This window comes from Nonomuraea sp. NPDC005730 (genome assembly GCF_040630865.1).
GTDB lineage: Bacteria > Actinomycetota > Actinomycetes > Streptosporangiales > Streptosporangiaceae > Nonomuraea.
In genome coordinates, this window is the sequence record NZ_JBEXYK010000003.1 from 338,855 (window position 1) to 364,196 (window position 25,342).

At 71.8% G+C, this 25,342-nt stretch carries 22 protein-coding genes; 20 read left to right on the plus strand and 2 right to left on the minus strand.

The annotated features are described in order from the left end of the window. Positions 1-118: 118 nt before the first annotated feature. The 9 genes from ABZ444_RS06595 to trpA all read left to right on the plus strand — a co-directional run bounded on the left by ABZ444_RS06595 (position 119) and on the right by trpA (position 6,594). On the plus strand, positions 119-502 hold the full coding sequence (locus tag ABZ444_RS06595; RefSeq protein ID WP_357993553.1) for an STAS domain-containing protein: 384 nt from the start codon (positions 119-121) through the stop codon (positions 500-502). 8 nt (positions 503-510) lie between these two features. Beyond that, a complete protein-coding gene (hisI, locus tag ABZ444_RS06600; protein ID WP_357968144.1) occupies positions 511-846 on the plus strand; it encodes a phosphoribosyl-AMP cyclohydrolase in 336 nt (111 codons plus the stop codon). Further along, the gene (locus tag ABZ444_RS06605; RefSeq protein WP_357993556.1) at positions 846-1,562 is read left to right on the plus strand and encodes a Trp biosynthesis-associated membrane protein; all 717 of its coding nucleotides are present in this window, start codon (positions 846-848) and stop codon (positions 1,560-1,562) included. The genes hisI and ABZ444_RS06605 overlap by 1 nt, the downstream gene beginning before the upstream one ends. Before the next feature lie 108 nt (positions 1,563-1,670). After that, a complete protein-coding gene (locus tag ABZ444_RS06610) occupies positions 1,671-2,345 on the plus strand; it encodes a DUF4190 domain-containing protein (RefSeq protein ID WP_357993559.1) in 675 nt (224 codons plus the stop codon). 144 nt (positions 2,346-2,489) lie between these two features. After that, the gene (locus tag ABZ444_RS06615; RefSeq protein ID WP_357993562.1) at positions 2,490-3,059 is read left to right on the plus strand and encodes a CD225/dispanin family protein; all 570 of its coding nucleotides are present in this window, start codon (positions 2,490-2,492) and stop codon (positions 3,057-3,059) included. 20 nt (positions 3,060-3,079) lie between these two features. After that, entirely contained in the window at positions 3,080-3,511 is a 432-nt protein-coding gene (locus ABZ444_RS06620) for a DUF2752 domain-containing protein (RefSeq protein WP_357968154.1), read from the plus strand. Between the two features lie 119 nt (positions 3,512-3,630). Then, positions 3,631-4,470 carry an indole-3-glycerol phosphate synthase TrpC gene (gene trpC, locus ABZ444_RS06625; protein ID WP_125630391.1) on the plus strand — a complete coding sequence of 280 codons (840 nt, stop codon included), beginning with the start codon at positions 3,631-3,633 and terminating at the stop codon, positions 4,468-4,470. A gap of 38 nt (positions 4,471-4,508) precedes the next feature. Next, complete coding sequence (trpB, locus tag ABZ444_RS06630; protein ID WP_357993961.1) at positions 4,509-5,714, plus strand: tryptophan synthase subunit beta; 1,206 nt, start codon at positions 4,509-4,511, stop codon at positions 5,712-5,714. Positions 5,715-5,799: 85 nt separating this feature from the next. Next, positions 5,800-6,594 (plus strand): tryptophan synthase subunit alpha, encoded by a 795-nt coding sequence (trpA, locus tag ABZ444_RS06635; protein WP_357993566.1) that lies wholly within the window; start codon positions 5,800-5,802, stop codon positions 6,592-6,594. 82 nt (positions 6,595-6,676) lie between these two features. Here the strand turns inward: trpA and ABZ444_RS06640 are convergent, their stop codons facing one another. Next, positions 6,677-8,404 (minus strand): beta-galactosidase family protein, encoded by a 1,728-nt coding sequence (locus ABZ444_RS06640; protein ID WP_357993569.1) that lies wholly within the window; start codon positions 8,402-8,404, stop codon positions 6,677-6,679. Positions 8,405-8,510: 106 nt separating this feature from the next. On the opposite strand from ABZ444_RS06640, the gene ABZ444_RS06645 reads away from it, so the two are divergent. From ABZ444_RS06645 to ABZ444_RS06675, 7 genes are all read left to right on the plus strand, one after another. Continuing rightward, complete coding sequence (locus ABZ444_RS06645) at positions 8,511-9,347, plus strand: helix-turn-helix transcriptional regulator (protein ID WP_357993572.1); 837 nt, start codon at positions 8,511-8,513, stop codon at positions 9,345-9,347. Between the two features lie 147 nt (positions 9,348-9,494). Continuing rightward, positions 9,495-10,004, plus strand: coding sequence for a MauE/DoxX family redox-associated membrane protein (locus ABZ444_RS06650; RefSeq protein ID WP_357993575.1), 510 nt, complete (start codon positions 9,495-9,497; stop codon positions 10,002-10,004). Beyond that, positions 9,976-10,740, plus strand: a complete 765-nt coding sequence (locus ABZ444_RS06655) for a thioredoxin domain-containing protein (RefSeq protein ID WP_357993578.1) — start codon at positions 9,976-9,978, stop codon at positions 10,738-10,740. The genes ABZ444_RS06650 and ABZ444_RS06655 overlap by 29 nt, the downstream gene beginning before the upstream one ends. Before the next feature lie 27 nt (positions 10,741-10,767). After that, entirely contained in the window at positions 10,768-11,820 is a 1,053-nt protein-coding gene (lgt, locus tag ABZ444_RS06660; protein WP_357993581.1) for a prolipoprotein diacylglyceryl transferase, read from the plus strand. After that, positions 11,817-12,521, plus strand: coding sequence for a VIT1/CCC1 transporter family protein (locus ABZ444_RS06665; RefSeq protein ID WP_357993584.1), 705 nt, complete (start codon positions 11,817-11,819; stop codon positions 12,519-12,521). Before lgt ends, ABZ444_RS06665 begins: the two co-directional genes overlap by 4 nt. Before the next feature lie 953 nt (positions 12,522-13,474). Continuing rightward, positions 13,475-14,464, plus strand: coding sequence for a hypothetical protein (locus ABZ444_RS06670; protein WP_357993587.1), 990 nt, complete (start codon positions 13,475-13,477; stop codon positions 14,462-14,464). 58 nt (positions 14,465-14,522) lie between these two features. Next, positions 14,523-15,113, plus strand: coding sequence for a hypothetical protein (locus tag ABZ444_RS06675; protein WP_357993590.1), 591 nt, complete (start codon positions 14,523-14,525; stop codon positions 15,111-15,113). 62 nt (positions 15,114-15,175) lie between these two features. Here ABZ444_RS06675 and ABZ444_RS06680 read toward each other — a convergent pair whose 3' ends face one another. Next, complete coding sequence (locus ABZ444_RS06680; RefSeq protein ID WP_357993593.1) at positions 15,176-16,717, minus strand: bis-aminopropyl spermidine synthase family protein; 1,542 nt, start codon at positions 16,715-16,717, stop codon at positions 15,176-15,178. 312 nt (positions 16,718-17,029) lie between these two features. Between ABZ444_RS06680 and gltB the strand changes: the two genes are divergently transcribed. The 4 genes from gltB (at position 17,030) to ABZ444_RS06700 (ending at position 25,247) form a co-directional block, all read left to right on the plus strand. Continuing rightward, positions 17,030-21,535: a glutamate synthase large subunit gene (gene gltB, locus ABZ444_RS06685; protein ID WP_357993596.1), complete on the plus strand. Its 4,506-nt coding sequence runs from the start codon at positions 17,030-17,032 to the stop codon at positions 21,533-21,535. Positions 21,536-21,548: 13 nt separating this feature from the next. Continuing rightward, positions 21,549-23,027, plus strand: a complete 1,479-nt coding sequence (locus tag ABZ444_RS06690; protein WP_357993598.1) for a glutamate synthase subunit beta — start codon at positions 21,549-21,551, stop codon at positions 23,025-23,027. Between the two features lie 102 nt (positions 23,028-23,129). Beyond that, positions 23,130-23,711 carry a helix-turn-helix domain-containing protein gene (locus ABZ444_RS06695; RefSeq protein WP_357993601.1) on the plus strand — a complete coding sequence of 194 codons (582 nt, stop codon included), beginning with the start codon at positions 23,130-23,132 and terminating at the stop codon, positions 23,709-23,711. Between the two features lie 90 nt (positions 23,712-23,801). Next, positions 23,802-25,247 (plus strand): MDR family MFS transporter, encoded by a 1,446-nt coding sequence (locus tag ABZ444_RS06700; protein ID WP_357993604.1) that lies wholly within the window; start codon positions 23,802-23,804, stop codon positions 25,245-25,247. Positions 25,248-25,342: the final 95 nt, after the last annotated feature.

Consider the following 25,342-nt stretch of genomic DNA (forward strand, 5'->3'; position numbering starts at 1 on the left):
GCACGCGTCGCCTAGAAATTACCGTGATGCCCGCGATCACGTAGCGCGTTCTCGGCAAAACACACCGTTACCCGTTCTCGCCGGTGTACGTTTTCGGCGGGGCCGCCCAGGAAGGGTCATGAAAGGCATGGGCGTGGACGTTCTGGAGACGACGCACAGCAGGCACGGGGACATCGTGGTGGTCGCCCTCACGGGCGAGGTCGACGTGGACAACGTCGCCCGGGTCAGGAGGTGCCTCGACGAGGCGGTGGCGGCCCACGGCACGCGGCTGGTGGTCGACCTGACCGGGCTGACCTTCATCGACACCACGGGGCTCGGGGTCCTGGTGCGCCAGCTCGCCGCGTTGCGCGACAGGGACGGCACGATGGCGCTGGTGGCCTCCGACGGCCAGGTGCTGCGGCGGCTGCGCAGGACGAACCTGGCGGCCCTGTTCCCCATCCATGACACCTTGCCGCAGGCGCTGGCCCAGCCGGAGGCGGGAGCACGGGGGCGGGCTGGTTGAATGGCACCATGTCCCTCGACCCCGAGATCGCAGCACGGCTGAAGCGCAACCCGGACGGCCTCGTGCCCGCCATCGCCCAGCAGCACGACACCGGCGAGGTGCTCATGATGGCCTGGATGAACGACGAGGCGCTGCATCGCACGCTCACCACCGGCCGGGCCACCTACTGGTCGCGCAGCCGCGACGAGCTGTGGGTCAAGGGCGACACCTCCGGGCACGTCCAGCACGTCAAGAGCGTGGCCCTCGACTGCGACGGCGACACCATCCTGCTCAAGGTCGACCAGGTCGGCGCCGCGTGCCACACCGGCGACCGCACCTGCTTCGACGCCGGTCTGCTCGGTTAGTGGCTCCCGACATGGCGTCCGGCACGGCAACCGGCACGGCAACCGGCACGGCAACCGGCACGGTGTCCGGTGAGGTTTCCGGCAAGGGTTCCGGGAACGGGCGGCGCGAGTTGTGGGCGTGGCTGGCGCTGACCGTCCTGGGCAGCTGCCTGGTGCTGCTGGCGGCCGGTCAGGTCTGGGTGCGGGTGCTCGGCGCGCAGGCCGCCGACGCGGTCGCGCCGACCGGCGGCGCCCTGAGCCCCGTGCTGTCGCCGCTGGGGCTGGCGGGGCTGGCGGGCGTGGTGGCGGTGCCGGCGACCAAGGGCGCCGGGCGCCGGGTCGTCGGCGCGCTGGTCGCGCTCTGCGGCGCGGGCGCGGCGGCGGGCACGTGGGCGGCGCTGGCCTCGGCCACCGTGACCGGCTGGCTGCGCGAGCACAACGCGGTCCGCGCGGTGGCCGGCCTGCCCTGGGAGCCGGTGCCGGGCTGGCCGGTCGTGGCCGGGCTCGGCGCGTTCCTGCTGCTGGCCGGCGGCGTGCTGGCCGCGGTGCGCGGCGGCAGGTGGGCGGGCATGTCGTCGCGCTACGACAGGGCGGCCGACGCGACGGGCGAGCGGGCCGGCGACGGGGTCGGCGACACGGCGGTCGCGGCCACGGCCCGCAGGCACCATGAGGATCGCGAGCTGTGGGACGCGCTCGACCGCGGCGACGACCCGACGGAGTCCCCGGACCGCCGCTGAGGTCGGTAGTTACGAAATCTCCACGGTTCTGAACCTCTGTCTGCTTGGCAAACGTTTTCTCAATAAGCTGCCGTTGCAACTCGCCAAAAGACAAGAGGAGCCAGGCTCATGAGCTACGGGGACCAGGGCGGCAGCGGGGGCTACGGCGCGCAGCCCCCCGGCGGAGGTTACGGCCAGCAGCCGCCCACCGGCGGCGGCCACGGCCAGGGCCCGGGTTACGGCCAGCAGCCCCAGAGCGGCGGGGGCTACGGTCAGCAGCCCCAGAGCGGCGGGGGCTACGGTCAGCAGCCGCAGAGCGGCGGGGGTTACAACCAGCAGCCGCCCAGCGGCGGCGGTTACGGCTACAACCAGCAGCCGCCGAGCTACCCCCAGGAGCCCCTCGGCTACGGCCAGCAGCCGCAGCCCCCGAGCGGCGGTTACGCCCAGCCCGGCTACGGCCAGCAGGGTTACGGGCAGCAGGGCTACGGCCAGCCCGGTTACGGCCAGTACGGCGCCCCGCAGCAGCCCCGCTCCACCAACGGCATGGCGGTGGCCTCGCTCATCCTGGGCATCGTCGGCCTGATCACCTGCGGCGCGACCAGCATCGTGGGCGTCATCCTCGGTCACATCGCGCTCAACCGCATCAAGCGCTCGGGGGAGGAGGGCCAGGGCATGGCGATGGGCGGCCTGGTGACCTCCTACATCATGGTCGTGCTGTTCGTGCTCTTCTGGATCCTCTTCGGCGGGTTCTGGCTGACCCTGATCGGCATCGGCTCGGCGGCCTCCGTCAGCGACTACTCGTGAACGGGCGGGGCGCAGCGTGACGCCCCGCTTGCGGTGTGATTACGAATTGTCCGCAACGTGGGCGTTAGTCCACGTAGGGGATGCTTTATCGCTAGGCTGCCGCGCGCAACTCGCTTCACGCTGACGACATGAGGAGTCACGAGCATGAGTTACGGAAACCAGGGCGACGGCGGTTACGGCGCCCAGCCGCCCGGCGGCGGTTACGGGCAGCAGCCGCCGAGCGGTGGTGGCGGCTACGGCCAGCAGCCGCCCAGCGGCGGCGGTTACGGCGGCGGCTACGGCCAGCAGCCCCCGAGTGGCGGCGGCTATGGTGAGCAGCCCCCCGGTGGCGGCTACGGCCAGCAGCCCCCGAGCGGTGGAGGCTACGGCCAGCCCCCTGGTGGCGGTTACGGGCAGCCGCCCGGTGGCTACCCCGGTGGCGGTTACGGCCCCGGCGGCGGCACCCCGCCGGACAACCAGCTGGTCCCGGCGATCCTCACCACCCTGTTCTGCTGCCTGCCCCTCGGCATCGTGGCGATCGTGAAGTCGTCGCAGGTCAACTCCAAGTGGCAGGTCGGCGACGTCCAGGGCGCCATGCAGGCCGCCGAGGAGGCCAAGACCTGGTGGAAGCGCAGCCTGATCTTCGGCGCCATCGCCATCGTCCTGCTCATCATCTTCTACGTGGTGGTGTTCGTGCTGCTCGCCGCCTCGACGAGCAGCTACGGCTCGTACTGACGGACGGGGATACTGGGAGCATGGACATCGCAACAACCGGGCGGCGCGGGACGGGGCGGCTGAAGGGCCTGCTCGCGCCGCTCGGTGTTGCGGCCGCGGCGGGGGCCGTGTTCGGCGTGGTCGGCGTGGTCGACCCCAACCAGCCCGGCCACTACCCGACCTGCCCGTTCCTGTGGGTCACCGGTCTCTACTGCCCGGGTTGCGGCACGCTGCGCACCGTCCATGCGCTGGCCCACCTCGACCCGCTGGCCGCCCTCGGGCTCAATCCGCTGGCCGTCGCCATGATCCCGTTCCTGCTGTTCTGGTGGGGCCGGTGGGTCGTACGGGCGTGGCAGGGCAGGCCGCGGCGCACCACGTTGGCCCATCCGGCGTGGCTGTGGGCCTTCCTCACGGTCGTGATGGTCTACTGGGTCGTCCGAAACCTCCCCTTCGGGGCGTTCCTCGCGCCGTAGTACGGGCCCTGTGGCGAGGTGACCCCGGTGGGGCCGATACCATCGCAGGACAAGGCCGAGAGCGGACGCGAGGCGAACTCTCTGCCACCCCCACTGTCAACCGGAGGGACCCCAAGCGCGTGAGTGAGCGGACGGAAGGACCGAGTGTCCTCGACGACATCCTCGAAGGGGTGCGCGCCGATCTCGCCGCACGTCAGCAGGCCGTGTCGATCGACGAGCTCAAGCGGCGAGCCGAGCGGGCCCAGGGGCCCAGAGACGCGATGGCCGCCCTCGGGGGTGACAGGATCTCGGTGATCGCCGAGGTCAAGCGGTCGAGCCCGTCCAAGGGCGCGCTCGCCGCCATCGCCGACCCCGCCGCGCTGGCGGCCGACTACGAGGCCGGCGGGGCCCACGTGATCAGCGTGCTGACCGAGCGGCGCAAGTTCGGGGGCAGCCTGGAGGACCTGGCGGCCGTCCGCGCCCGTGTCGACATCCCCATTCTGCGTAAAGACTTCATCCTCACCTCCTACCAGCTCTGGGAGGCCCGGGCCCACGGCGCCGACCTGGCGCTGCTGATGGTCGTCTGCCTGGAGCAGGAGGCGCTGGTGTCGCTGATCGAGCGGGCCGAGTCCATCGGGCTCACCCCGCTGGTCGAGGTGCACACCGAGGAGGAGCTGGAGCGGGCGGTCGCCGCCGGGGCGCGGGTCATCGGGGTCAATGCGCGTAATTTGAAGACTCTTGAGGTCGACCGCGACGTCTTCGCGAAGCTGGCGCCGAAGATCCCGGATAATGTGATCAAGATCGCCGAGTCGGGCGTGCGCGGCCCGCACGACCTGCTCGCCTACGCCAGGGGTGGCGCCGACGCCGTCCTGGTGGGGGAGAGCCTGGTCACCGGCAAGGATCCGCGCAAGGCAGTGGAGGCGCTGGTGACCGCCGGTGCTCACCCGTCGACGCGCCCCGACCACTCAGCAGAGGGATAGCAGTGGCTAACGAAGGCTCCATCCTCAGCGCCGCCGACCTGGCCGGCGGCGCCGCGTACGGCAACGACCCCGACCTGCACGGCAAGTTCGGCATCTTCGGCGGCCGCTACGTGCCCGAGGCGCTCATCCCTGCGCTCGACGAGGTGGCCGCCGTCTACGACAAGGCCAAGACCGACCCCGAGTTCCTGCGCGAGTTCGACCACCTGCTGCGCACCTACGCCGGCCGGCCGACCACGCTGACCGACGTGTCGCGCTTCAGCCAGGAGGCCGGCGGCGCGCGCATCGTGCTCAAGCGGGAAGACCTCACCCACACCGGCGCGCACAAGATCAACAACGTGCTCGGCCAGGCGCTGCTGACCAGGCGCCTGGGCAAGAAGCGGGTGATCGCCGAGACCGGCGCCGGCCAGCACGGCGTGGCCACGGCCACCGCGGCCGCCCTGCTCGGCCTGGAGTGCGTCATCTACATGGGCGCGGTCGACTGCGAGCGCCAGGCGCTCAACGTGGCCCGGATGAAGCTGCTCGGCGCCACCGTGGTGCCCGTCCACAACGGCTCCAAGACGCTGAAGGACGCCATCAACGAGGCGTTCCGCGACTGGGTGACCAACGTCGACACCACCCACTACCTGTTCGGCACCGTCGCCGGCCCCCACCCGTTCCCCGAGATCGTGCGCGACTTCGCCCGCATCATCGGCGTCGAGGCCCGTCGCCAGATGCTGGAGCTGACCGGCGGGCTGCCCGACGCGGTGTGCGCGGCGGTCGGCGGCGGCAGCAACGCCATCGGCATCTTCCACGCCTTCATCGGCGACGAGGGTGTGGCCCTGCACGGCTACGAGGCGGCCGGCCACGGCCTGGAGAGCGGCGAGCACGCGCTCACCCTCACCGCCGGCTCGGTGGGCGTGCTCCACGGCTCGCGCACGTACGTGCTCCAGGACGACGAGGGCCAGACGATCGAGTCCCACTCGATCTCGGCCGGGCTCGACTACCCGGGCGTCGGCCCCGAGCACGCCTGGCTGAAGGACTCCGGCCGCGCCACCTACCACGGCATCACCGACGACGAGGCCATGGCGGCGTTCTCGCTGCTGGCCAGGACCGAGGGCATCATCCCGGCCATCGAGTCCTCCCACGCGCTGGCGGGCGCGCTGAAGCTGGGCCGCGAGCTCGGCCCCGGGGCGACGATCCTGGTCAACCTGTCCGGGCGCGGCGACAAGGACATGGGCACCGCCATGAAGTACTTCAACCTCTGACGCCCTCGGCCGCGCGGCGCGGGTGACCGTGAGACGGCCTGCGGCAGGGCATCATGGTGGGACTCGACCTTCGAAACGGACAGACATGACGACTCTTCAGACGGTTTTCGCCAAGGCGAAGGCGGACAACCGGGCCGCGCTCGTCGGCTACCTGCCTGCCGGCTTCCCGTCCAAGGACGGCGCGATCGCCGCCGCCGCGGCCCTGGTCGAGGCGGGCTGCGACGTCATCGAGATCGGCCTGCCCTACTCCGACCCGCTCATGGACGGGCCGACGATCCAGGACGCGGTCCACCGCTCGCTGGTCAACGGCACCCGCATCGCCGACGTGATGCGCACCGTCGAGGGGGTCGCCGCCACGGGGGCCGCCACGCTCGTCATGACGTACTGGAACCCGATCGACCGCTACGGCGCCGACCGGTTCGCCCGTGACCTGGCCAACGCGGGCGGCGTGGGCACGATCACGCCCGACCTGACGCCGGAGGAGTCCGAGCCGTGGCGCACCGCCTCGGCAGAGGCGGGCATCGACACGGTGTTCCTGGTGGCGCCCAGCTCCACGGAGGAGCGCATCAAGGCCGTGGTCGACTGCTGCACCGGCTTCGTCTACGCCGCCTCGCTGATGGGCGTCACAGGCGCCAGGGAGAGCGTGAACTCGGCGGCCGAGGGCCTGGTCAAGCGCACCCGGGCGCACACCGACCTGCCCGTCTGCGTGGGCCTGGGCGTCGGCACGGGCGCGCAGGCGGCCGAGGTGGCCCGCTACGCCGACGGCGTGATCGTGGGGTCGGCGTTCATCCGCCGCATCCTCGACGCGCCCGACGAGGCGGCCGGTCGTGAGTCGATCATGGCGCTGGCCGGAGACATGGCGCGCTCCGTGCGCCGCTGAGCCTTCTCCGGGCTGTCCCGATCGTCGTGAAAGGCGCGTCCCCGAGTGGGGGCGCGCCTTTCGCTCACTGTGCCGCCGTGGGTCAGCCCAGGTCGGGTTCCGTACGCAGTTCCAGGGCCGGGCCCACCTGGTCGAGCTCCAGGACGACGATCTCGTTCGTCCCGGCGCGCAGCAGCGGGGCCGGGACGTAGAGGGTGCGCTGCGGGCCGCGGTCCCAGTAGCGGCCCAGGCAGAAGCCGTTCACCCAGACGTACCCCTTCCCCCAGCCGGGCAGGGCGAGGAACGTGTCGGCGGGCTCGTCCACCTCCAGGACGAACCGGAAGAACGACCTGGGCCCGGCTTGCGAGCCGTCGGCGAACGGCACCGCGGAGACGTCCCGCAGCGGGATCGGCCGTGCGCTCCATCCGTTCAGGTACTGCTGGTGGTGCAGGACCCCGCCGGTCAGGCCCTTGGTCTCGCCGGTCAGCGGCCCGTAGTTCGTCCGCCCCATCGACTCCACCAGCAGCTCCACCGTGGCGGGGCCGGACACCGTCACCTCCGGCTCCTCGGCGTCGCGCTCGAACACCCCGGCGAGCCGGCCGTCCACGAACACGTGCGCCCGGTCGCGCAGCCCGGGCAGCCGCAGCCGGTAGGCGCCGCGCGGCCCCGGCACCTCCCCCCGGTACAGCACCAGCCCGTGCTCCAGCCCCAGCTCCTCGAACGACGGCGGCACCGGCGCACTCGTTTCGGGCCCCGCCACCGCCTCCAGCGCGTCGCGCAGCGACACCGACTGGACCGGCCGCAACGTCGCCGGCGGCAGCACGGCCGGGACCGGCGGCACCGCCGGCGGCTCGCCCGCGTACCGCGACAACACCTCGCGGAAGCGCCAGAACTTCTCGGTCGGCGCCCCGCGCTCGTCGATCGGCGCGTCGTAGTCGTAGGAGGTCACGGTCGGCCGCCAGTCGCCCATCGCGCGCTCGCCGGCCTGGTTGGCGCCCGCCCAGGTGCCGAAGTTGGTGCCGCCGTGCGCCATGTACAGGTTCACCGACGCGCCGAGCTCGAGGATGCGCTCCAGGACGGCGGCCGCGTCACCGGCGTCCCTGGTCATGTGCTTGTGGCCCCAGTGGTCGAACCAGCCGCACCAGAACTCCATGCAGAACGGCGGGTCGTCCGGCCGGTGCTCGCGCAGCGCGGCGAACGCCCGGTCGGGGTCGGAGCCGAAGTTCACCGTGGCCAGCACGCCCGGCAGGGTGCCGCCGGTCAGGTACCAGTCGGCCGGGCCGTCGGAGGTGAACAGGGGCACCTCCACGCCCCTGGCGGTCAGGCCGTCGGCCAGGTGGCGCAGGTAGGCCAGGTCGCTGCCGTAGGAGCCGTACTCGTTCTCCACCTGGACCATGATCACGTTGCCGCCGCGGGTCACCTGCCGCTCGACGACCTGCGGGAGCAGCCGGTCGAAGAAGCGGTCCACGTGGTCCAGGTATTCGGGGTCGCAGGTCCTGATCCGGCCGGTGAGCCAGGCGGGCAGGCCGCCGTTGTCCCATTCGGCGCAGATGTAGGGCCCCGGCCGTACGATCGCCAGCAGCCCCTCCTCGGCCGCCGCGTCCAGGAACGCGCCCAGCTCCTCCATCCGGCGGAACTCGCCCCTGCGCGGCTCGTGCAGGTTCCACGGCACGTACGTCTCGACGGTGTTCAGCCCCATCGCCCGCAGCATCGCCAGCCGGTGCCGCCACTGCCCGGGATGCACCCGGAAGTAGTGCATGGCGCCCGACAACACCCTGAAGTCCGCGGCGTCGAGCCGGAACACTCCGTTCTCGACCGAGAAAACACCCATAACTCTTCCTCCGATAGGATTTCGCGCCCCGCAACCTTGCCAAGACCGCAGGTCAACGGCCATGGACAAACCCAGACAACCTGTTGGACTCACCCGCGGAGACCGGATGACCCCGCCCTACGACAAGTGGATGCAGTACCTGACCCCGGCGCCCGCCCACCGCGGGCTCGGCCTGGTGTGCCTCGGCGTCGGGCGCCAGGAGGGACGGCTGCCCACGGTCGGGCCGCGCACCCTGCAGCACCACGTCGCCGTCCTGGTGACCGCGGGCCGCGGCTGGTTCTGCCAGGGTGAGGGGCCCGTCGTCGACGTCGTCGCGCCCGCCGTCATCTGGCTCCTGCCCGGCGTACGCCACCACTACGCGCCCGACGAGGCCGGCTGGGACGAGTGGTTCGTCGACTTCACCGGCCCCGCCGCCACCGCCTACCAGGACCTCGGCTTCGTGGACGCCGACAACCCGGTCACCCCGCTCACCACGGCGGAACCGGCCGCCCACGCCATCGGCCGCATCGCCCAGGCGTGCCGCAGGGGCGGCCCGTACCTGGAGGTGGAGACCTCGGCCATCGTGCACGAGGTCCTGGTCGCCCTCAGGCGCAGCCGCGCCGACGAGGACCCCTACGGCGACCCGGTGCTGGCCGGGCTGGCCAGGGACGCCTGCCTGCCGGTACCGGTCGCCGAGCACGCCAGGCGCCTCGGCATGCCGCTGACCGAGCTGCGCCGCGCCGTACGCCGGCTGGCCGGGTGCAGCCCCAAGGACTACGTGCTGTCGATCAGGCTCAACCGCGCCAAGGACCTGCTGGCCGGTACGGACCTGCCGGTCGCCGCCGTGGCCCGGCGCGTCGGCTACGCCGACCCGGCCTATTTCACCAGGTTGTTCACCCGCCGCGCCGGTCTGCCGCCGAGCGAATTCCGGGCGCAGCAGTATCGTGGACTTCCTACCATTTGATGAACGGGACTCTGCCTTAGCCGACGCTTATCCCGAGCGTGATCGGATGATGTCCCGGTACTGTGCGCATTCCCGGCGCAGAGAAAGAGGAGATCACCCGTGGCCGCGTCACACCCGTCACACAACGGCAGATCGGCGATACCCTGGGTGACGACCGTCGCCCGGCTGATCCTGGGGGGCGTGCTGATCGCGGCGGGGGCGCTGAAGATCGGCAATCCGTCCGACTCCGTGGTCGCGGTCAAGGCGTACCAGTTGCTGCCCGAGTCGATCGCCGAGATGGTGGGCTACGTCCTGCCGATCCTGGAGATCGTCGTCGGCGTGCTCCTGGTCGTCGGTCTGCTGACCAGGGTGGCAGCGGTGATCGCCGCGCTGCTCATGTTCGCCTTCGTGTTCGGCATCGCCTGGGCCTGGGCGCACGGCCTGCGGATCGACTGCGGCTGCTTCGGCGGCGGCGGCCAGCTGGAGACAGGACAAGAGCCGGCCTACCTGCTCGACATCCTGCGCGACTTCGGTCTGGTGCTGCTCGGCGCATGGACGGCCCGCTTCCCGCCGGGACGGTTCGCCCTCGACGGGGCGCTCGGACTGGCGGGTGCCGAGCAGGACACAGGTGACGAAGAGGAGATCGAGGATGAGCAAAGCGCAGCGCACCAAGTCTGACCGGAACATGTCGGCGCGCGAGAAGATCAGAGAGCAGCAGGCAGCCGCCCGCGCCCAGGAGAAGCGCAAGAAGCTGGTGACCTACACCACGGCGGCCGTGGTCGCGGTGGCCGCGGTCGGCCTCGGCGCCTGGTACACGATCAGTTCCTCCAAGTCGGAGGAGGCCGGCGCCGCGCTCGCGCCGATCACCCTGCAGCCCGACGGCAGCGCCGTGATGGCCCAGGCGGGGGTGACCCAGCCGGTGGTGGACATCTACGAGGACTTCCAGTGTCCGGTCTGCAAGGAGCTGGAGCGGGTCAGCGGCTCGACGTTCAAGAACCTGGCCGCCGAGGGCAAGGCCAAGATCGTCTTCCATCCCATCACGATCTTCTCCAGGGAGCCGACGAAGGGCAACTCCGTACGCGCCGCGGCGGCCGCCCGCTGCGTCGCCGACGGCAAGCAGTGGATGGCCTTCCACGACCTGATCTACAAGAACCAGCCGGCCGAGACCGTCCAGGGGTTCAAGACCGGCCAGCTCGTCGAGTGGGGCAAGGAGGCCGGGGTCACCTCGCCCGATTTCGAGAGTTGCGTCACGTCCCAGAAGCACGCTCCCGCCGTGCTGATCGACAGTACGAAGATCATGGGACAGCAGGCGATCGAGGGCACGCCCACCGTGAAGCTCAACGGCACCAGCATCGGCGAGGCGGCGTTCTCGCCGCAGCAACTTCGCGATGCGGTCACGAAGGCCGCCAAGTAGCCGCAGGCTGCGCTACCCTCACCTGACATGCCCCTAGCCTCGATTCCCAGCCCTTCCCAGGGGGTCTGGTATCTCGGAATCATCCCGATCCGGGCGTATGCACTGTGCATCGTGCTCGGCGTCGTCGTCGCCGTCTGGCTGAGCGAGCGGCGCTGGGTCGCCCGCGGCGGCCAGAAGGGGACGATCATCGACATCGCCGTCCCCGCGGTGATCTTCGGTCTGATCGGCGGCCGGCTCTACCACGTCATCACCGACTGGCAGACCTACTTCGGCAGCCGTGCGATCAAGGAGCCGTACCAGGCCCTGTTCATCTGGGAGGGCGGGCTCGGCATCTGGGGCGCGATCGCGCTCGGCGGCGTCGGCGTGTGGTGGGCCGTGCGCAAGCGCGGCATCTCCATGAGCGCCGTCGCCGACACGGTCGCGCCGGGCATCGCCTTCGCGCAGGCCATCGGCCGCTGGGGCAACTGGTTCAACCAGGAGCTCTACGGCGGTCCGACCACGCTGCCGTGGGGCCTGGAGATCGACGTCGACCACGGCGGCGAGCCGGGCGTCCTGTACCACCCGACCTTCCTGTACGAGTCGTTGTGGGACGTCGCGCTCGGCTTCCTGCTCATCCTGGCGGGCAAGCGGTTCGCGCTGCGGCACGGGCGGCTGTTCGCGCTCTACGTCGCGGGGTACACGCTGGGCCGCTTCTGGATCGAGGGCCTGCGCATCGACCCGGTCGGCGGGGTCGACCACGCGGTGACCTTCCTCAGCCTGCGGCTCAACCAGTGGACGTCCATCGTGCTGTTCGTCGGCGCGCTGGTCTACCTCTGGGTGACCAGGAACAAGGACACCGAGGAGCGGGTCGTGCCGCTCGACCTGACGGTGGATCCGGCGCACGAGAGCGGCCAGGCCGATCCCGGCTCGTCCGACGCGCCGGCCGTCGTGGCGGCCGAAGCTGCCGATCGTTCCGAGGAGGGCGACGGTCCGGCCGCCTCGGCCGAGCCCGCCGAACCCGCCGAACCCTCCGAGCCCGCCGAACCCTCCGACACCGACGCGGACGACGATGCCGCGACGAAGGAGAAGAACCCGCGATGACCGGCGGCGCGGAGATCCACCATCGCCATCGCGACGTCAGCGGGGGCTGGTTGCGGCCCTCGGTGTTCGGCGCGATGGACGGCCTGGTGTCGAACTTCGCGCTCATCGCCGGCGTCGCGGGCGGCACCGCCAGCACCAAGGTCGTCGCCCTCAGCGGCGTGGCCGGGCTGGCGGCCGGGGCCCTGTCCATGGCGGGCGGCGAGTACGTCTCCGTGGCCAGCCAGCGCGAACTGGCCCAGGCCGAGATCGCCGTGGAGCAGCGGGAGCTCGCCGGCAACCCGGAGGCCGAGCTGGCCGAGCTGGCTCAGTCGTTCGTGGACAAGGGGGTGGAGCCCGACCTCGCCGCGGCGGTGGCCGGGCAGATCTCCCGCAATCCCGAGCGGGCCCTTGAGGTCCACACCCAGAACGAGCTGGGTGTCGTTCCCGGCGCGCTGCCCTCGCCGAAGGTGGCGGCGGTGTCGTCGTTCCTGTCGTTCAGTGTGGGGGCGGTGCTGCCGCTCCTGCCGTACCTGTTCGGAGTCGAGGGGCTTACCTTGTCGGCCGTGGTGTCGTGCGCGGCGTTGTTCGGGGCGGGCGCGCTGGTGTCCGCCGTGACGGCGCGCAGCTGGTGGTACTCGGGGTTGCGTCAGCTCGTGGTGGGCGCGGTGGCCGCGGGCATCACGTACGGGCTGGGCAACCTGATCGGGGCGTCGGGACTGTGAGATCGGGACGACGCTCCGGCGACTCCGCCGGCACCGGCGACCACACTCCGGGCGCCGGCGGCACCTTCGGCTCCGGCGGCGCTTCCGGCGGGTATGGCGGTGCTCCTGGGGCCTATGACGGTTCCGGACACTCCGGTGGTGCGCCCGGTGCTTCTGGTGGGGCTGGTGGTGGCGGGCGAGCCGGTGGTTCGCGTGGCGGGCGTGGCGCGGGGTCCGGGAGGGCTCGTCGCCGTTCCGCCGCACGCGCCGCTGAGGCCGCGCCGCCCGAGCAGCCGACGACCGGCGGCGACGGCGGACAGGACCTCTGGGCGGCCCGCCGCGCCGCCCGCCCTCAGCAGCCCCCCGACGCGGGCTGGGCCCCCCGCCCCGCCCCCCAGGGCTACGACGCCCCCTGGCCCTCTCACCCCGCCCCGCAGGGCTCCGACGCGCAGTGGGCGGCTCGTTCCGGCTCCCAGGGCTCGGACGCGCAGTGGCCTGCTGGTCCCGCCGCCTCTCAGGGGTCGAATGCGCAGTGGCCTGCTGGTTCCGGCTCTCAGGGGTCTGGCGCGCAGTGGCCTGCTGGGCCCGGGGCGCAGGGGTCGGATGCTCAGTGGGCGGCTCGTGGTGACGCTCAGGGCTCCGATGCTCAGTGGGCGGCTGGTCGCGAGCGGAGTGACGGTCAGCGGCCCGCGTCCCAGGCTGCTGATGCCGGATGGGCCGCGCAGCCCGCTGGGCCAGGGGCGCCCCCGCCCGCCGACGACGCCGACGCACCGCGCGGCAGACGTTCGCAGCGGGGCAGACGTTCCCAGGCAGGCACCCAGGCGGGCACCCAGGCAGGCACGGAGTCCGGCCGGGGCAGGCGTGCCCACGACGGCGGAGAGGCGTCCCGGGGGAGACGTGCCCACGACGGTGGGGAGACGGCTCGCGGGAGGAGACGGGCGTCGGACAACGACGACGCCGTCTGGGCCGCGAGCATGGACGACCTGGCGGAGGCCGCCCGTACGGGCCGTCGCAGCGCGGCCACCGACGGCGGCGAGCAGTCCCGGTCGGGACGCCGCAGCGCCACCGCGGACGGTGGCGGGCACGACGACGGATCCGAGGGTTTCGCCGGGTTCAGGGCGTCGGGATCGTCCGCGGAGTCCGCCGAGCTCCCGACCGCCTCCGGCTCGCGCAAGCGCCGCCGCACACCGCGCTCCGACTGGCAGTTCCCGGTGCTCACCGAGTGGGGCCTGCGTCCGGAGCAGCAGCGGCTGATCGTCATCATCGCCACGGTCATCGGCGTCGTCGCGGGCGCGGCGGGGCTGGTGGCGGTCGTCGGCTCGCTCGGCGAGTACGCCCCCGAGCGGGAGGCCAACGCCGCCGTCCTGGGCCCGGACGCCGCCATGCCCATGTCCTACCAGGGCTGGAGCTCGCCCAAGCTGTTCGCCTCCCTCGCCGACCGGGCCAAGGACAGCCGGGAGCTCACCGACAAGGAGGTGTTCGGGCAGAGCGAGCTCGCGGTCTCCAAGAAGCTCACGCTCAAGCTCGCCGCCAAGCGCATCGACGCCGACTGCTCGGCCGCCCTGTGGGGCACGGCCCTGCTGGAGAAGGTGTCCGAAGCCGACTGCCTCCAGGCCGCCCGCGGCCTGTACGTCAGCTCCGACGGCCGCTACGTCGGCCAGTACACGCTGCTCAACCTCAAGGACGGCCAGTCGGCCGGCGACCTGGTCGAATCCCTGAAGACCCTCTACCGGGGCGGCTGGGCACGGCCGTTGACCTCGTCCAAGGCGGCCTTCCCGGCGGGCGGCTACTCCGAGGGCGGCGGCTACGCGCTCGGCCACTACGTCGGCCTCGTCTGGCTCGGCAAGACCGACGGCCTCGACCCCACCGCCCGGGACGACTTCGTCTCCGTCACCCTGGCCCTGCGCGGCGCCGAGAAGTCCGTCTACCGCCGCGTCGTCGCGATCACGGGCCCGGCATCGTGACGTCGTCTCCGACGGTCGCGATCAGGAGGGGCGTCGTGTCCTGGGAGGCGGTCGCGTGATGTCCCGTCGTGTCGTCGTGGTGGCGGGGGTGGCCGTGGGGGTGCTGGCGGTCGCCGTGGCCGGGTGGTTGTGGCTGCGTCCGGGGGAGCCGCGACCGGCCGCCTTCCGGGGCGAGCCCACCTCGGCCTTCTACGCGGCCGTCGACTCCCGTCAGGCCGACGCCGCGCCGCTGACCGCGCAGGAGGTCTTCACCGCTGAGACGCGGACGCTCGGCTCGCTGCGGCGGCTCTCCACGCAGGAGCACGCCGACTGCGACGAGGTCCTGTGGGGAGCGTCGGCGTCCGGGTGCACGCAGGTGCTGGCGGCGGCGTACGAGGGCGACGGGCTGGCCGGGCAGTTCGCCATCTTCAATTTGCCCGACGGGCGCGCGGCCGACGCCCTCGTGGCGGCGCTGGGCAAGGACGGCTTCGTCCGGCAGGACGCCGCGTTCGACGCCGCCCGCAGCCGTGCCCAGGCGCGGGCCATGGGCCACTACGTGACGGTGAGCTGGGCGGGCGGCACGGTCTCCGCCGACGGCCTGGTCACGGCACTGGTCGCCCTCGACGGTCTCGGCCGCGTGGTCCAGAACCGCATCCTCGCCGCCACCTGACCGCCCGTCCGGCCACTTGCCCCTCGAAGGGTTGCCGCGGTTCAGCCGCGTTCGTCGCGGGGTCAGGGGGTCGTGGTGGTGAGGGCGGTGACGGTGGTGGAGACGGCGGTGGGGAGCCCGGTCAGGCGGTGGAGGGGGGCTTCCAGCGGGGTCAGGTCGTCGGACCAGGGAGCCGTCTGGCGGATGAGGGTGCGGGCCTCGTTCTTGGTGAGCGCCGTGCCCTGGTCGCGGGCCACCGCGATGAGGGCCTCCCGCCAGGTGTTGGCGAGTTTGGCGTGGCCGTTGTCGAGGATCCGGCGCAGCACCGCGTCGGCCGCACCGGCGGGCTGCGGGCGGCGTACGGCGTCGAGCGCCCCGCCCGTCCGGCGGAACTCGTAGCCGGCGGACAGCGCCTCGGGCAGCGGCGGCAGGTCGGCCCCCCACACGCGTACGTGCGCGGCGCGGGTGGCGAGCAGCACGCGGGGGAGCGCCGCCGCCAGCCCCGGCGGCAGCGCGACGGCCACCCGCTCGACGGCCGCCGCGTACGGCTTGGCCAGCCAGGTCGCCAGCCGCACCCGAGGCTGGGGAAGCTCCTTGGGCCACTCGCCCACCAGCAGGTCGGGCTCGAACCCAGCCAGATCGGGCGCCGGGAACGCCGCCGGGGCCGACTCGACCGACTGGGGGCCCTGGGTGTAGATGGCCGTGGCCTGACGGCCCAGCCGGGCGTTGACCGCCGGGCGGGTCTTGGTCGTGGGACGCAGCAGGTAGAGGTCGGCCGCCGAGCCGATCGCCTCCGCCCCGAAATAGCGATTGAAATCCGGATAGATCGCCTCGTAGGCGAGGTTGAGCTCCGACAACGCCTGCTGGACCTTGAAGGCCAGCATCGGCGTACGCTCGCTGGCCCCGTACGCCACCAGCACCCGCCCGTCGTCCTTCAGCCCCTCCACGGCGCGCGCCGTGAACAGCCCGATCCCCTCCGGCGTGTACGGCGGGTCGGTGAACGCCAGGTCGTGCTCCCGCGCCGAGGCCGGCAGCCCGAGCCGCAGGTCGGCCCAGCGCGTGCGGACCCCGAGCTCCTGCTCGTCGATGTAGGCCAGGATGCGCTCGTCGACGTCGACCACCGTGACGTCGGTCTCGGGATGGACCAGCTTGACGGCCAGCGAGGTCAGGTCGTGGTCGCCGACGCACAGCAGCCGCGCCCCGGGCAGCCAGTAGCGCGCCCCGAGCAGCAGCGCGCGCCGCAAGGCCGTCTCCGGCGTGGCCGAGACGTGGTCGAGCACGTGACGGGCCCGCGGCGCGCCCGCGACCAGCGCGGTCAGGCGTTCGAGCACGCCGGGGTAGTGGGGGAGCAGGTGGGCCACCGGGTCTTCGGGCGGCGGCGCCATGGCCAGCAGGTCCTGGTAGGCGGGCGTGTCGCCGGGCGGCACCCGGAACTTCTCGCCCGAGCGCTCCAGGCGCACCTCGCGCAGCAGGGCCTCGATGGTCCGCCGGGAGGTGGCGGTCTCCCTGGCCAGGCCGCCCAAGGCCCACCACTGGCCGTCGCACAGGAGGGTGAGGGCGTGCCGCAGCCGCCTGCCGTCGACGCCCGCCTCGGCGAGCAGGCGCTCCACCCCGTCACGATCCATGGGCCAACCCTATCGAGGGGCGGGGCCGGCTCCGGCCGCCGCGGGGGAGGGCCGGGCTCGTCCGGGAGGAGCTCCCGGGGTCTGTGAGAGCCATGGGGCAACAGGGGCGTGACCTGGGAATTCTGCTGGCCTGGTCCGGGGTTTGGGATGGCGGGTTCGGATGCTGGAACCGTGCGCAATGTTCGCAATGCGGACGTGGCGGGCACCATTCCGGCATCGTGCGGTAATCTCTACCCACGATATGCAGCAGGGCCAACGTCGTCCCCGCCTGTAGAGCAGTTCTTGACAGACGAAGACGACGGGAGGGATTCAATGCCTGCTGCCCACCTCGGATTCCCCGAGCCTCAGGGCCTCTACCACCCCGCCAACGAGCATGATGCCTGCGGTGTCGCCATGGTCGCCGACGTCGCCGGACGCCGTGGGCACACGATCGTGGTCAAGGCGTTGACGGCGTTGTGCAATCTCGATCACAGGGGAGCCAAGGGTAGCGAGCCGGACACCGGCGACGGAGCCGGGATCCTGACGCAGATCCCCGATGGGTTCTACCGCGCGAGCGTGCCGTTCGCGCTGCCCGAGGCCGGCGCGTACGCGACCGGCATCGCCTTCCTGCCGGCCGACGAGCAGGCCAGGGGCGTCGCCACCGGCCTGATCGAGGAGATCGCGGCCGAGGAGGGCCTCACGGTGCTGGGCTGGCGGGACGTCCCCGTCGACCGCGCCCTGCCGGGCCCGAGCGCCCGCGCCGTCATGCCGCACTTCGCCCAGCTCTTCGTGGCCGGCCCCGGCGGCGAGCAGGGCCTCGACCTCGACCGGCTGGCCTTCTGCCTGCGCAAGCGGTCCGAGCACGAGGCGGACGTCTACTTCCCCTCGCTGTCGGCCCGCACGGTGGTCTACAAGGGGATGCTCACGCCCGACCAGGTGGAGCCGTTCTTCCCCGACCTGAGCGACGAGCGTTACGAGAGCGCGATCGCGCTGGTGCACTCGCGCTTCTCCACCAACACCTTCCCGAGCTGGCCGCTGGCCCACCCCTACCGGTACGTGGCGCACAACGGCGAGATCAACACGGTCAAGGGCAACCGCAACTGGATGCGGGCCCGCGAGGCGATGCTGGCATCGGCCCACATCCCGGGCGACATCTCGCGGCTCTTCCCGATCTGCGACCCCGACGGCAGCGACACCGCCAGCTTCGACGAGGCCCTGGAACTGCTGCACATCGGCGGCCGGAGCCTGCCGCACGCGGTGCTGATGATGATCCCCGAGGCGTGGGAGAACCACACCGAGATGGATCCGGCGCGCCGCGCCTTCTACGAGTTCCACTCCTCCCTGATGGAGGCGTGGGACGGCCCGGCCTCCATCACGTTCACCGACGGCACCCTGGCCGGGGCCGTGCTCGACCGCAACGGGCTGCGTCCCGGGCGTTTCTGGGTGACCGCCGACGGGCTGGTCGTGCTGGCCTCCGAGGCCGGCGTGCTCGACTTCGCGCCCGAGGACGTCGTCCGCAAGGGCCGCCTGCAGCCGGGCCGCATGTTCCTCATCGACACCGCCCGCGGCAAGATCATCGAGGACGACGAGATCAAGGCCGAGCTGGCCGCCGCGCACCCGTACGAGGAGTGGCTGCACGCCGGGCTGGTCAGGTTCGAGGAGCTGCCCGCCCGGCAGCGGGAGATCCCCACGCACGAGGCGCTGGTCAAGCGGCAGCAGACCTTCGGCTACACCGAGGAAGAGCTGCGGATCATCCTGTCGCCGATGGCCAGGAGCGGTGCCGAGCCGATCGGCTCGATGGGCACCGACACGCCGGTCGCGGTGCTGAGCGAGAAGCCGCGGCTGCTGTTCGACTACTTCACGCAGCTGTTCGCGCAGGTCACCAACCCGCCGCTGGACGCCATCCGGGAGGAGCTGGTCACCTCGCTGGCCAGCGTGCTCGGCCCCGAGGGCAACCTGCTCGACCCGGGCCCGACCTCCTGCCGCCAGCTCGTGCTGCCGTACCCGGTGATCGACAACGACGAGCTCGCCAAGATCATCCACATCAACGACGAGCACGACCTGCCGGGCTTCCACCCGCACGTCATCAGCGGCCTGTACGAGGTCGCGGGCGGCGGCCAGGCGCTGCTCGGCCGCCTGGCGGAGATCAGGGCCGAGGCGTCCAGGGCCATCGCGAACGGCGCGCGCATCATCGTGCTGTCCGACCGCGGCTCCTCCGACGCGCTCGCCCCGATCCCGTCGTTGCTGCTCACCGGCGCGGTGCACCACCACCTGATCCAGGAGAAGACCCGGACCAAGATCGGGCTGGTCATCGAGACCGGCGAGGCCCGCGAGTGCCACCACATGGCGCTGCTCATCGGCTACGGCGCCGGCGCGGTCAACCCGTACCTGGCGATCGAGACCGTCGAGGACCTGGTCGACACCGGTGTGCTGCAGATCGGCAAGCACAAGGCCGTGCGCAACCTGATCAAGGCGTACGGCAAGGGCGTCATCAAGGTCATGTCCAAGATGGGCGTGTCCACGGTGGCCTCCTACACCGGCGCGCAGATCTTCGAGGCGCTCGGCCTGAGCCAGGAGGTCATCGACGCCTGCTTCACCGGCACGACGTCCCGCCTGGGCGGCGTCGGCTTCGACGTGCTGGCCGAGGAGACCGCCCAGCGCCACCGCCACGCCTACCCGCGGGCGGAGAACGCCCACCGCAGGCTCCAGGTCGGCGGCGAGTACCAGTGGCGGCGCGAGGGCGAGCCGCACCTGTTCAACCCCGAGACCGTCTTCAAGCTGCAGCACGCCACCAGGACCCGCCGCTACGAGATCTTCAAGGAGTACACGAGCCTCGTGGACTCCCAGGCCGAGCGGCTGATGACCCTGCGCGGCCTGTTCAAGCTGCGCAAGGGGCAGTCGATCCCGATCGACGAGGTCGAGCCGGTCGAGAGCATCGTCAAGCGCTTCTCCACGGGCGCGATGTCGTACGGCTCGATCTCGATGGAGGCGCACGAGACGCTCGCCATCGCGATGAACCGGCTCGGCGGCAAGTCCAACACCGGCGAGGGCGGCGAGGACCCCGAGCGCCTGTACGACGCCACCCGCAGGTCGGCGATCAAGCAGGTCGCCTCCGGCCGGTTCGGCGTCACCAGCGAATACCTGGTCAACGCGGCCGACCTGCAGATCAAGATGGCCCAGGGGGCCAAGCCCGGCGAGGGCGGCCAGCTGCCCGGCCACAAGGTCTACCCGTGGATCGCCAAGACCCGCCACTCCACGCCCGGCGTCGGCCTCATCTCGCCGCCGCCGCACCACGACATCTACTCGATCGAGGACCTGGCCCAGCTCATCCACGACCTGAAGAACTCCAACCCGGAGGCCAGGGTCCACGTGAAGCTGGTCGCCGAGGTCGGCGTCGGCACGGTCGCGGCGGGCGTGTCCAAGGCGCACGCCGACGTGGTGCTCATCTCCGGCCACGACGGCGGCACCGGCGCCTCGCCGCTGACCTCGCTCAAGCACGCGGGCGCGCCCTGGGAGCTCGGCCTGGCCGAGACCCAGCAGACGCTGCTGCTGAACGACCTGCGCGACCGTATCGTCGTGCAGGTGGACGGCCAGCTCAAGACCGGCCGTGACGTCGTCATCGCCGCCCTGCTGGGCGCCGAGGAGTACGGCTTCGCCACCGCCCCGCTGGTCGTCTCCGGCTGCGTGATGATGCGGGTCTGCCACCTCGACACCTGCCCGGTGGGCGTCGCCACGCAGAACCCCGAGCTGCGCAAGCGCTTCAGCGGCAAGCCCGAGTTCGTGGTCAACTTCTTCGAGTTCATCGCCCAGGAGATCCGCGAGTACCTGGCCGAGCTGGGCTTCCGCTCGCTCGACGAGGCGATCGGGCACGTCGAGATGCTCGACACCACGGCCGCCGAGAACCACTGGAAGGCCGGCGGGCTCGACCTGTCGCCGATCCTGCACCAGCCCGACCTGCCCGCGGGCACGCCCAAGCGGCGCACCGTCGAGCAGGACCACGGCCTGGAGCACGCTCTCGACAACACCCTGATCCAGCTCGCCGAGGGCGCGCTCAACGAGGGCACCCCGGTCACGCTGGAACTGCCCATCCGCAACGTCAACCGCACGGTCGGCACCATGCTCGGCTACCAGGTGACCAAGCGGTACGGCGGCGAGGGCCTGCCCGAGAACACCATCGACATCGGCTTCACCGGCTCGGCGGGCAACTCCTTCGGCGCGTTCGTGCCCCGCGGGATCACGCTGCGCCTGACCGGCGACGCCAACGACTACCTCGGCAAGGGCCTGTCGGGCGGGCGGATCACCGTCCGGCCGCACGAGGAGGCCCCGCTCGACGGGCACATCATCGCCGGCAACGTCGCCCTGTACGGCGCCACGTCCGGCGAGGTGTTCGTCCGCGGGGTGGTCGGCGAGCGGTTCTGCGTCCGCAACTCCGGCGCCACGGCGATCGTCGAGGGCGTGGGCGACCACGGGTGCGAGTACATGACCGGCGGCCGGGTGGTCGTGCTCGGGCCGACCGGGCGCAACTTCGCGGCCGGCATGTCCGGCGGCGTGGCGTACCTGCTCGACCTGCGGCCCGAGCGGGTCAACCGGGAGATGGTCGCCATCGAGACGCTGTCCGAGCAGGACGCCGAGTTCCTCAAGGAGACGGTCGAGAAGCACTTCGCCGAGACCGCGTCCCCGGTGGCCAAGGAGCTGCTGGCCGACTGGGACGCCGCGCTCGCCCGGTTCGGCAAGATCATGCCGACCGACTACAAGAGGGTGCTGGCGGCCGCCGAGGCCGCCCGCGCCGAAGGCAGGGACATCGACGAGGCCGTCATGGCGGCTGCGGTTCAGGGCTAGGGAGGCGTACTCGATGGCTGACCCCAAGGGTTTTCTCACGCACGAGCGGGAGCTGCCGGCGCGCCGCCCGGTCGACGTCCGCATCAGCGACTGGCGGGAGGTCTACCAGGACTTCCCGCAGGAGAAGCTGACCAGGCAGGCGGCCCGCTGCATGGACTGCGGCATCCCGTTCTGCCACAACGGCTGCCCGCTCGGGAACCTCATCCCCGAGTGGAACGACCTCGTCCACCGCACCGACTGGCGGGAGGCGATCGAGCGGCTGCACGCCACGAACAACTTCCCGGAGTTCACCGGCAGGCTCTGCCCGGCTCCGTGCGAGGCGGCGTGCGTGCTCGGCATCAACTCCGACCCGGTGGCGATCAAGCGGGTCGAGGTCGAGATCATCGACCGCGCGTTCGCCGAGGGCTGGGTGACCCCGCAGCCGCCGCGGGTGCGCACCGGCAAGAAGGTGGCCGTCGTCGGCTCGGGCCCCGCGGGCCTGGCCGCCGCCCAGCAGCTCACCAGGGCCGGGCACGACGTGGTGGTGTTCGAACGCGCCGACCGCATCGGCGGCCTGCTGCGGTACGGCATCCCCGAGTTCAAGATGGAGAAGCGCCACATCGAGCGGCGCCTGGAGCAGATGCGGGCCGAGGGCACCAGGTTCCGCACCGGCGTCGACGTCGGCGTCGACGTCACCGCGGCCGAGCTGCGCGAGCAGTTCGACGCGGTGGTGCTGTCGGGCGGCGCCACCCAGTGGCGTGACCTGGCGGTCGCCGGGCGCGACCTCAAGGGCGTCCACCAGGCGATGGAGTACCTGCCGCCGGCCAACAAGGTCCAGGAGGGCGACTACGAGGTCGCGCCGATCTCGGCCGAGGGCAAGCACGTCGTGGTGATCGGCGGCGGCGACACCGGGGCCGACTGCATCGGCACCGCGATCAGGCAGGGCGCCGCGTCGGTGACCCAGTTGGAGATCATGCCCCAGCCGCCCGCGTCCCGGCCCGGCAGCCAGCCGTGGCCGACGTTCCCCATCCTGTTCAAGATGGAGAGCGCGCACGAGGAGCTGGCCGACGGCGGCGGGGAGCGCGTCTACGCGGTCTCCACCACCGAGTTCGTCGGCGACGACGAGGGCAACGTCAGGGCGCTGCGCCTGGTCGAGGTCGAGGGGCCGCAGAACGGCTTCAAGCCGATCCCCGGCACCGAGCGGGAGATCCCGGCCGAGCTGATCACGCTGTCCATGGGCTTCCTCGGGCCGGAGAAGGGCGCCCTGCTGGAGGACCTGGCCGAGGTCGCGGGCGAGGGCTTCTACGACGCCCGCGGCAACGTCGCCCGGGACAAGACGTACATGTCGAAGGTGGACGGCGTGTTCGTGGCCGGTGACATGGGCCGCGGGCAGTCGCTCATCGTGTGGGCCATCGCCGAGGGCCGTTCGGCCGCCTCGGGCGTCGACCGGTACCTGAGCGGGGAGACGGCGCTGCCGTACGCGATCCTGCCGACGGCGCGTCCGCTGGTCTGACCTGCGCGAAGGGCCCCGGAGCCGGACGGCTCCGGGGCCCTTCGTCATTTGCACACTCTGCAAGACTTGCAGGGTGTGCAAATCCTGCGTAGAGTGCAACGCATGGAGAGTCCGGAACAGCGCCGTGAGCGCCGCCGGGCCGAGAAACGGCAGGCCATCCGGCTGGCCGCGGTCCGGCTGGCGCTCGACGAGGGCCTCGACGCCGTGACCGTCGAGGCCGTCAGCGCGGCGGCCGACATCTCGCCCCGCACGTTCTTCAACTACTTCGCCTCCAAGGAGGAGGCGCTCGTCATGGAGCCGGTCTGGCGGCCGGACGACATCGTCGCCATGCTCGCCGACCGTCCGGCCGATGAGCCCGCCTTCCGGTCGCTCAAGGCGGTGGCCCGGGAGCTCGCCGTGCGCGTGCGCCCGATCTGGGACACCATGCAGCCGTTCATGGAGCTCAACAACCGTTATCCCGAGCTGGCCGCCAGGGCGCGCGCCGTCGACCAGACCCAGATCATGGAGACGGTCCTCGGCGCCGTGCGGGCCAGACCTGGAGTGACCAGCGGCATCCACGCCCGGATGCTGCTCATCACGACGTTCGGCGCGATGATCTCCGCCATCCAGGAGTCGGCCGCCACGGAGAAGCCGGTCGAAGAACTGCTCGACGAGGCGTTCGCGCTGCTCGAACGCGGACTCTGACACATCCGGAAAGAAAGCGGCGATCGGGGTGGCACCCCCGACCGCCGCGGATTCCTCCTGCCCTCGCGAAAGAAGCAAGGAGACAACTGAATGGTATCGACAATCGCCCAGGAGGCCGCACCGCGGCGCGGCCTCCTGCTCAGCATGGGCTCGCTGCTGCTGTGCCTGTTCCTGGCCGCCGTCGACCAGACGGTGGTGGCCACGGCCACCCCCACCATCGTGGGCGAGCTGAACGGCCTGGAGAACGTGTCGTGGCTGGTCACGGCCTTCTCCCTGACCTCCGGCATCGTCGCGCCCCTCTACGGCAAGCTCAGCGACATGTACGGCCGCCGCCGCCTGTACCTGTCGGCCATCGCCCTGTTCCTCGCCGGCTCGGCCCTGTGCGGGCTCGCCCAGACGATGGCCCAGCTCATCGCCTTCCGCGCCTTCCAGGGCATCGGCGCCGGCGGCCTGATGGTGCTGACCCTGGCGATCTCGGCCGACATCGCCACACCGCGCGAGCGCGCCAAGTTCCAGGGCCTGTTCGGCGCGGTGATCGGCGTGGCCGCCGTCCTCGGGCCGGTCATCGGCGGCTACCTCACCGAGCACGTCTCCTGGCGCTGGATCTTCTACATCAACCTGCCGCTCGGCGCGATCGCGCTGGCGGTCGCCTTCGCCGTGCTCCGGCTGCCGCGGCGCACCTCGCCGCACCGGATCGACTGGCCGGGGGCCGCGCTGATCTCCGGGGTGCTGACCTGCCTGACGTTGTTCGCCTCGTGGGGCGGGACGACGTACGCGTGGACCTCGCCGGTCGTCGTCGGGCTGGGCGTGGGGGCGGTCGTGCTGGCGTGGCTGTTCGTGGTGGTGGAGCGCAGGGCCGAGGAGCCGGTGCTGCCGCTCGGGCTGTTCCGCGACCGCACGTTCACGATCGCCACGGCGACCATCGTGCTGATGGCCACCGGGATGGTGGGGGCGGCCACATTCCTCCCGCTCTACCTGCAACTGGCCGCCGGGGCCAGCGCGTCGAACTCGGGGCTGCTGCTGCTTCCGCTGATGACGGGCATGATCGCGTCCTCGGCCGTCGCGGGGCGGGTGGTGACCGGGCTGGGGACGTACAAGTGGGTCGTGGTGACCGGGGCGGCGCTGGCGACGGTGGCCGCTTTCCTGTTCTCGACCATGGGGCTGGGGACCGGGGCGGTCACGTCCGGGCTGTACATGGTGCTGTTCGGGGTGGGGCTCGGCATGGTGCTGCAGAACCTGATGCTGGCCGTCCAGGTCAGCGCGCCCGCCGCCGACCGGGGCGCGGCCACGTCGGTGGTGTCCTTCGCCAGGAACGTGGGCGGCGCCGTCGGGGTGGCGGTGCTCGGGGGCGTCTTCAGCGGCAGGCTGGGGCAGGCGGCCCTGGCCTCGGGGGCCGCCGGTGCGGTGCCCGAGTCCGTACGTCCGGCGTTCGCCGAGGCGATCAGCGGCGTCTTCGCCTGGGTCACGCCGGTCATGCTGGTCGGCGTCGTCCTGCTGGCCTGCCTGCCGAACGTGAGCCTGCACCGCGACGCCTGACCTCGTAGGGCGCGGGCTCTGGACGAAAACCCCCAGAGCCCGCGCCACCCCCCATCAGCCGAAATTTCGCACTTAAGTTGCATCAGCCGTTGAGT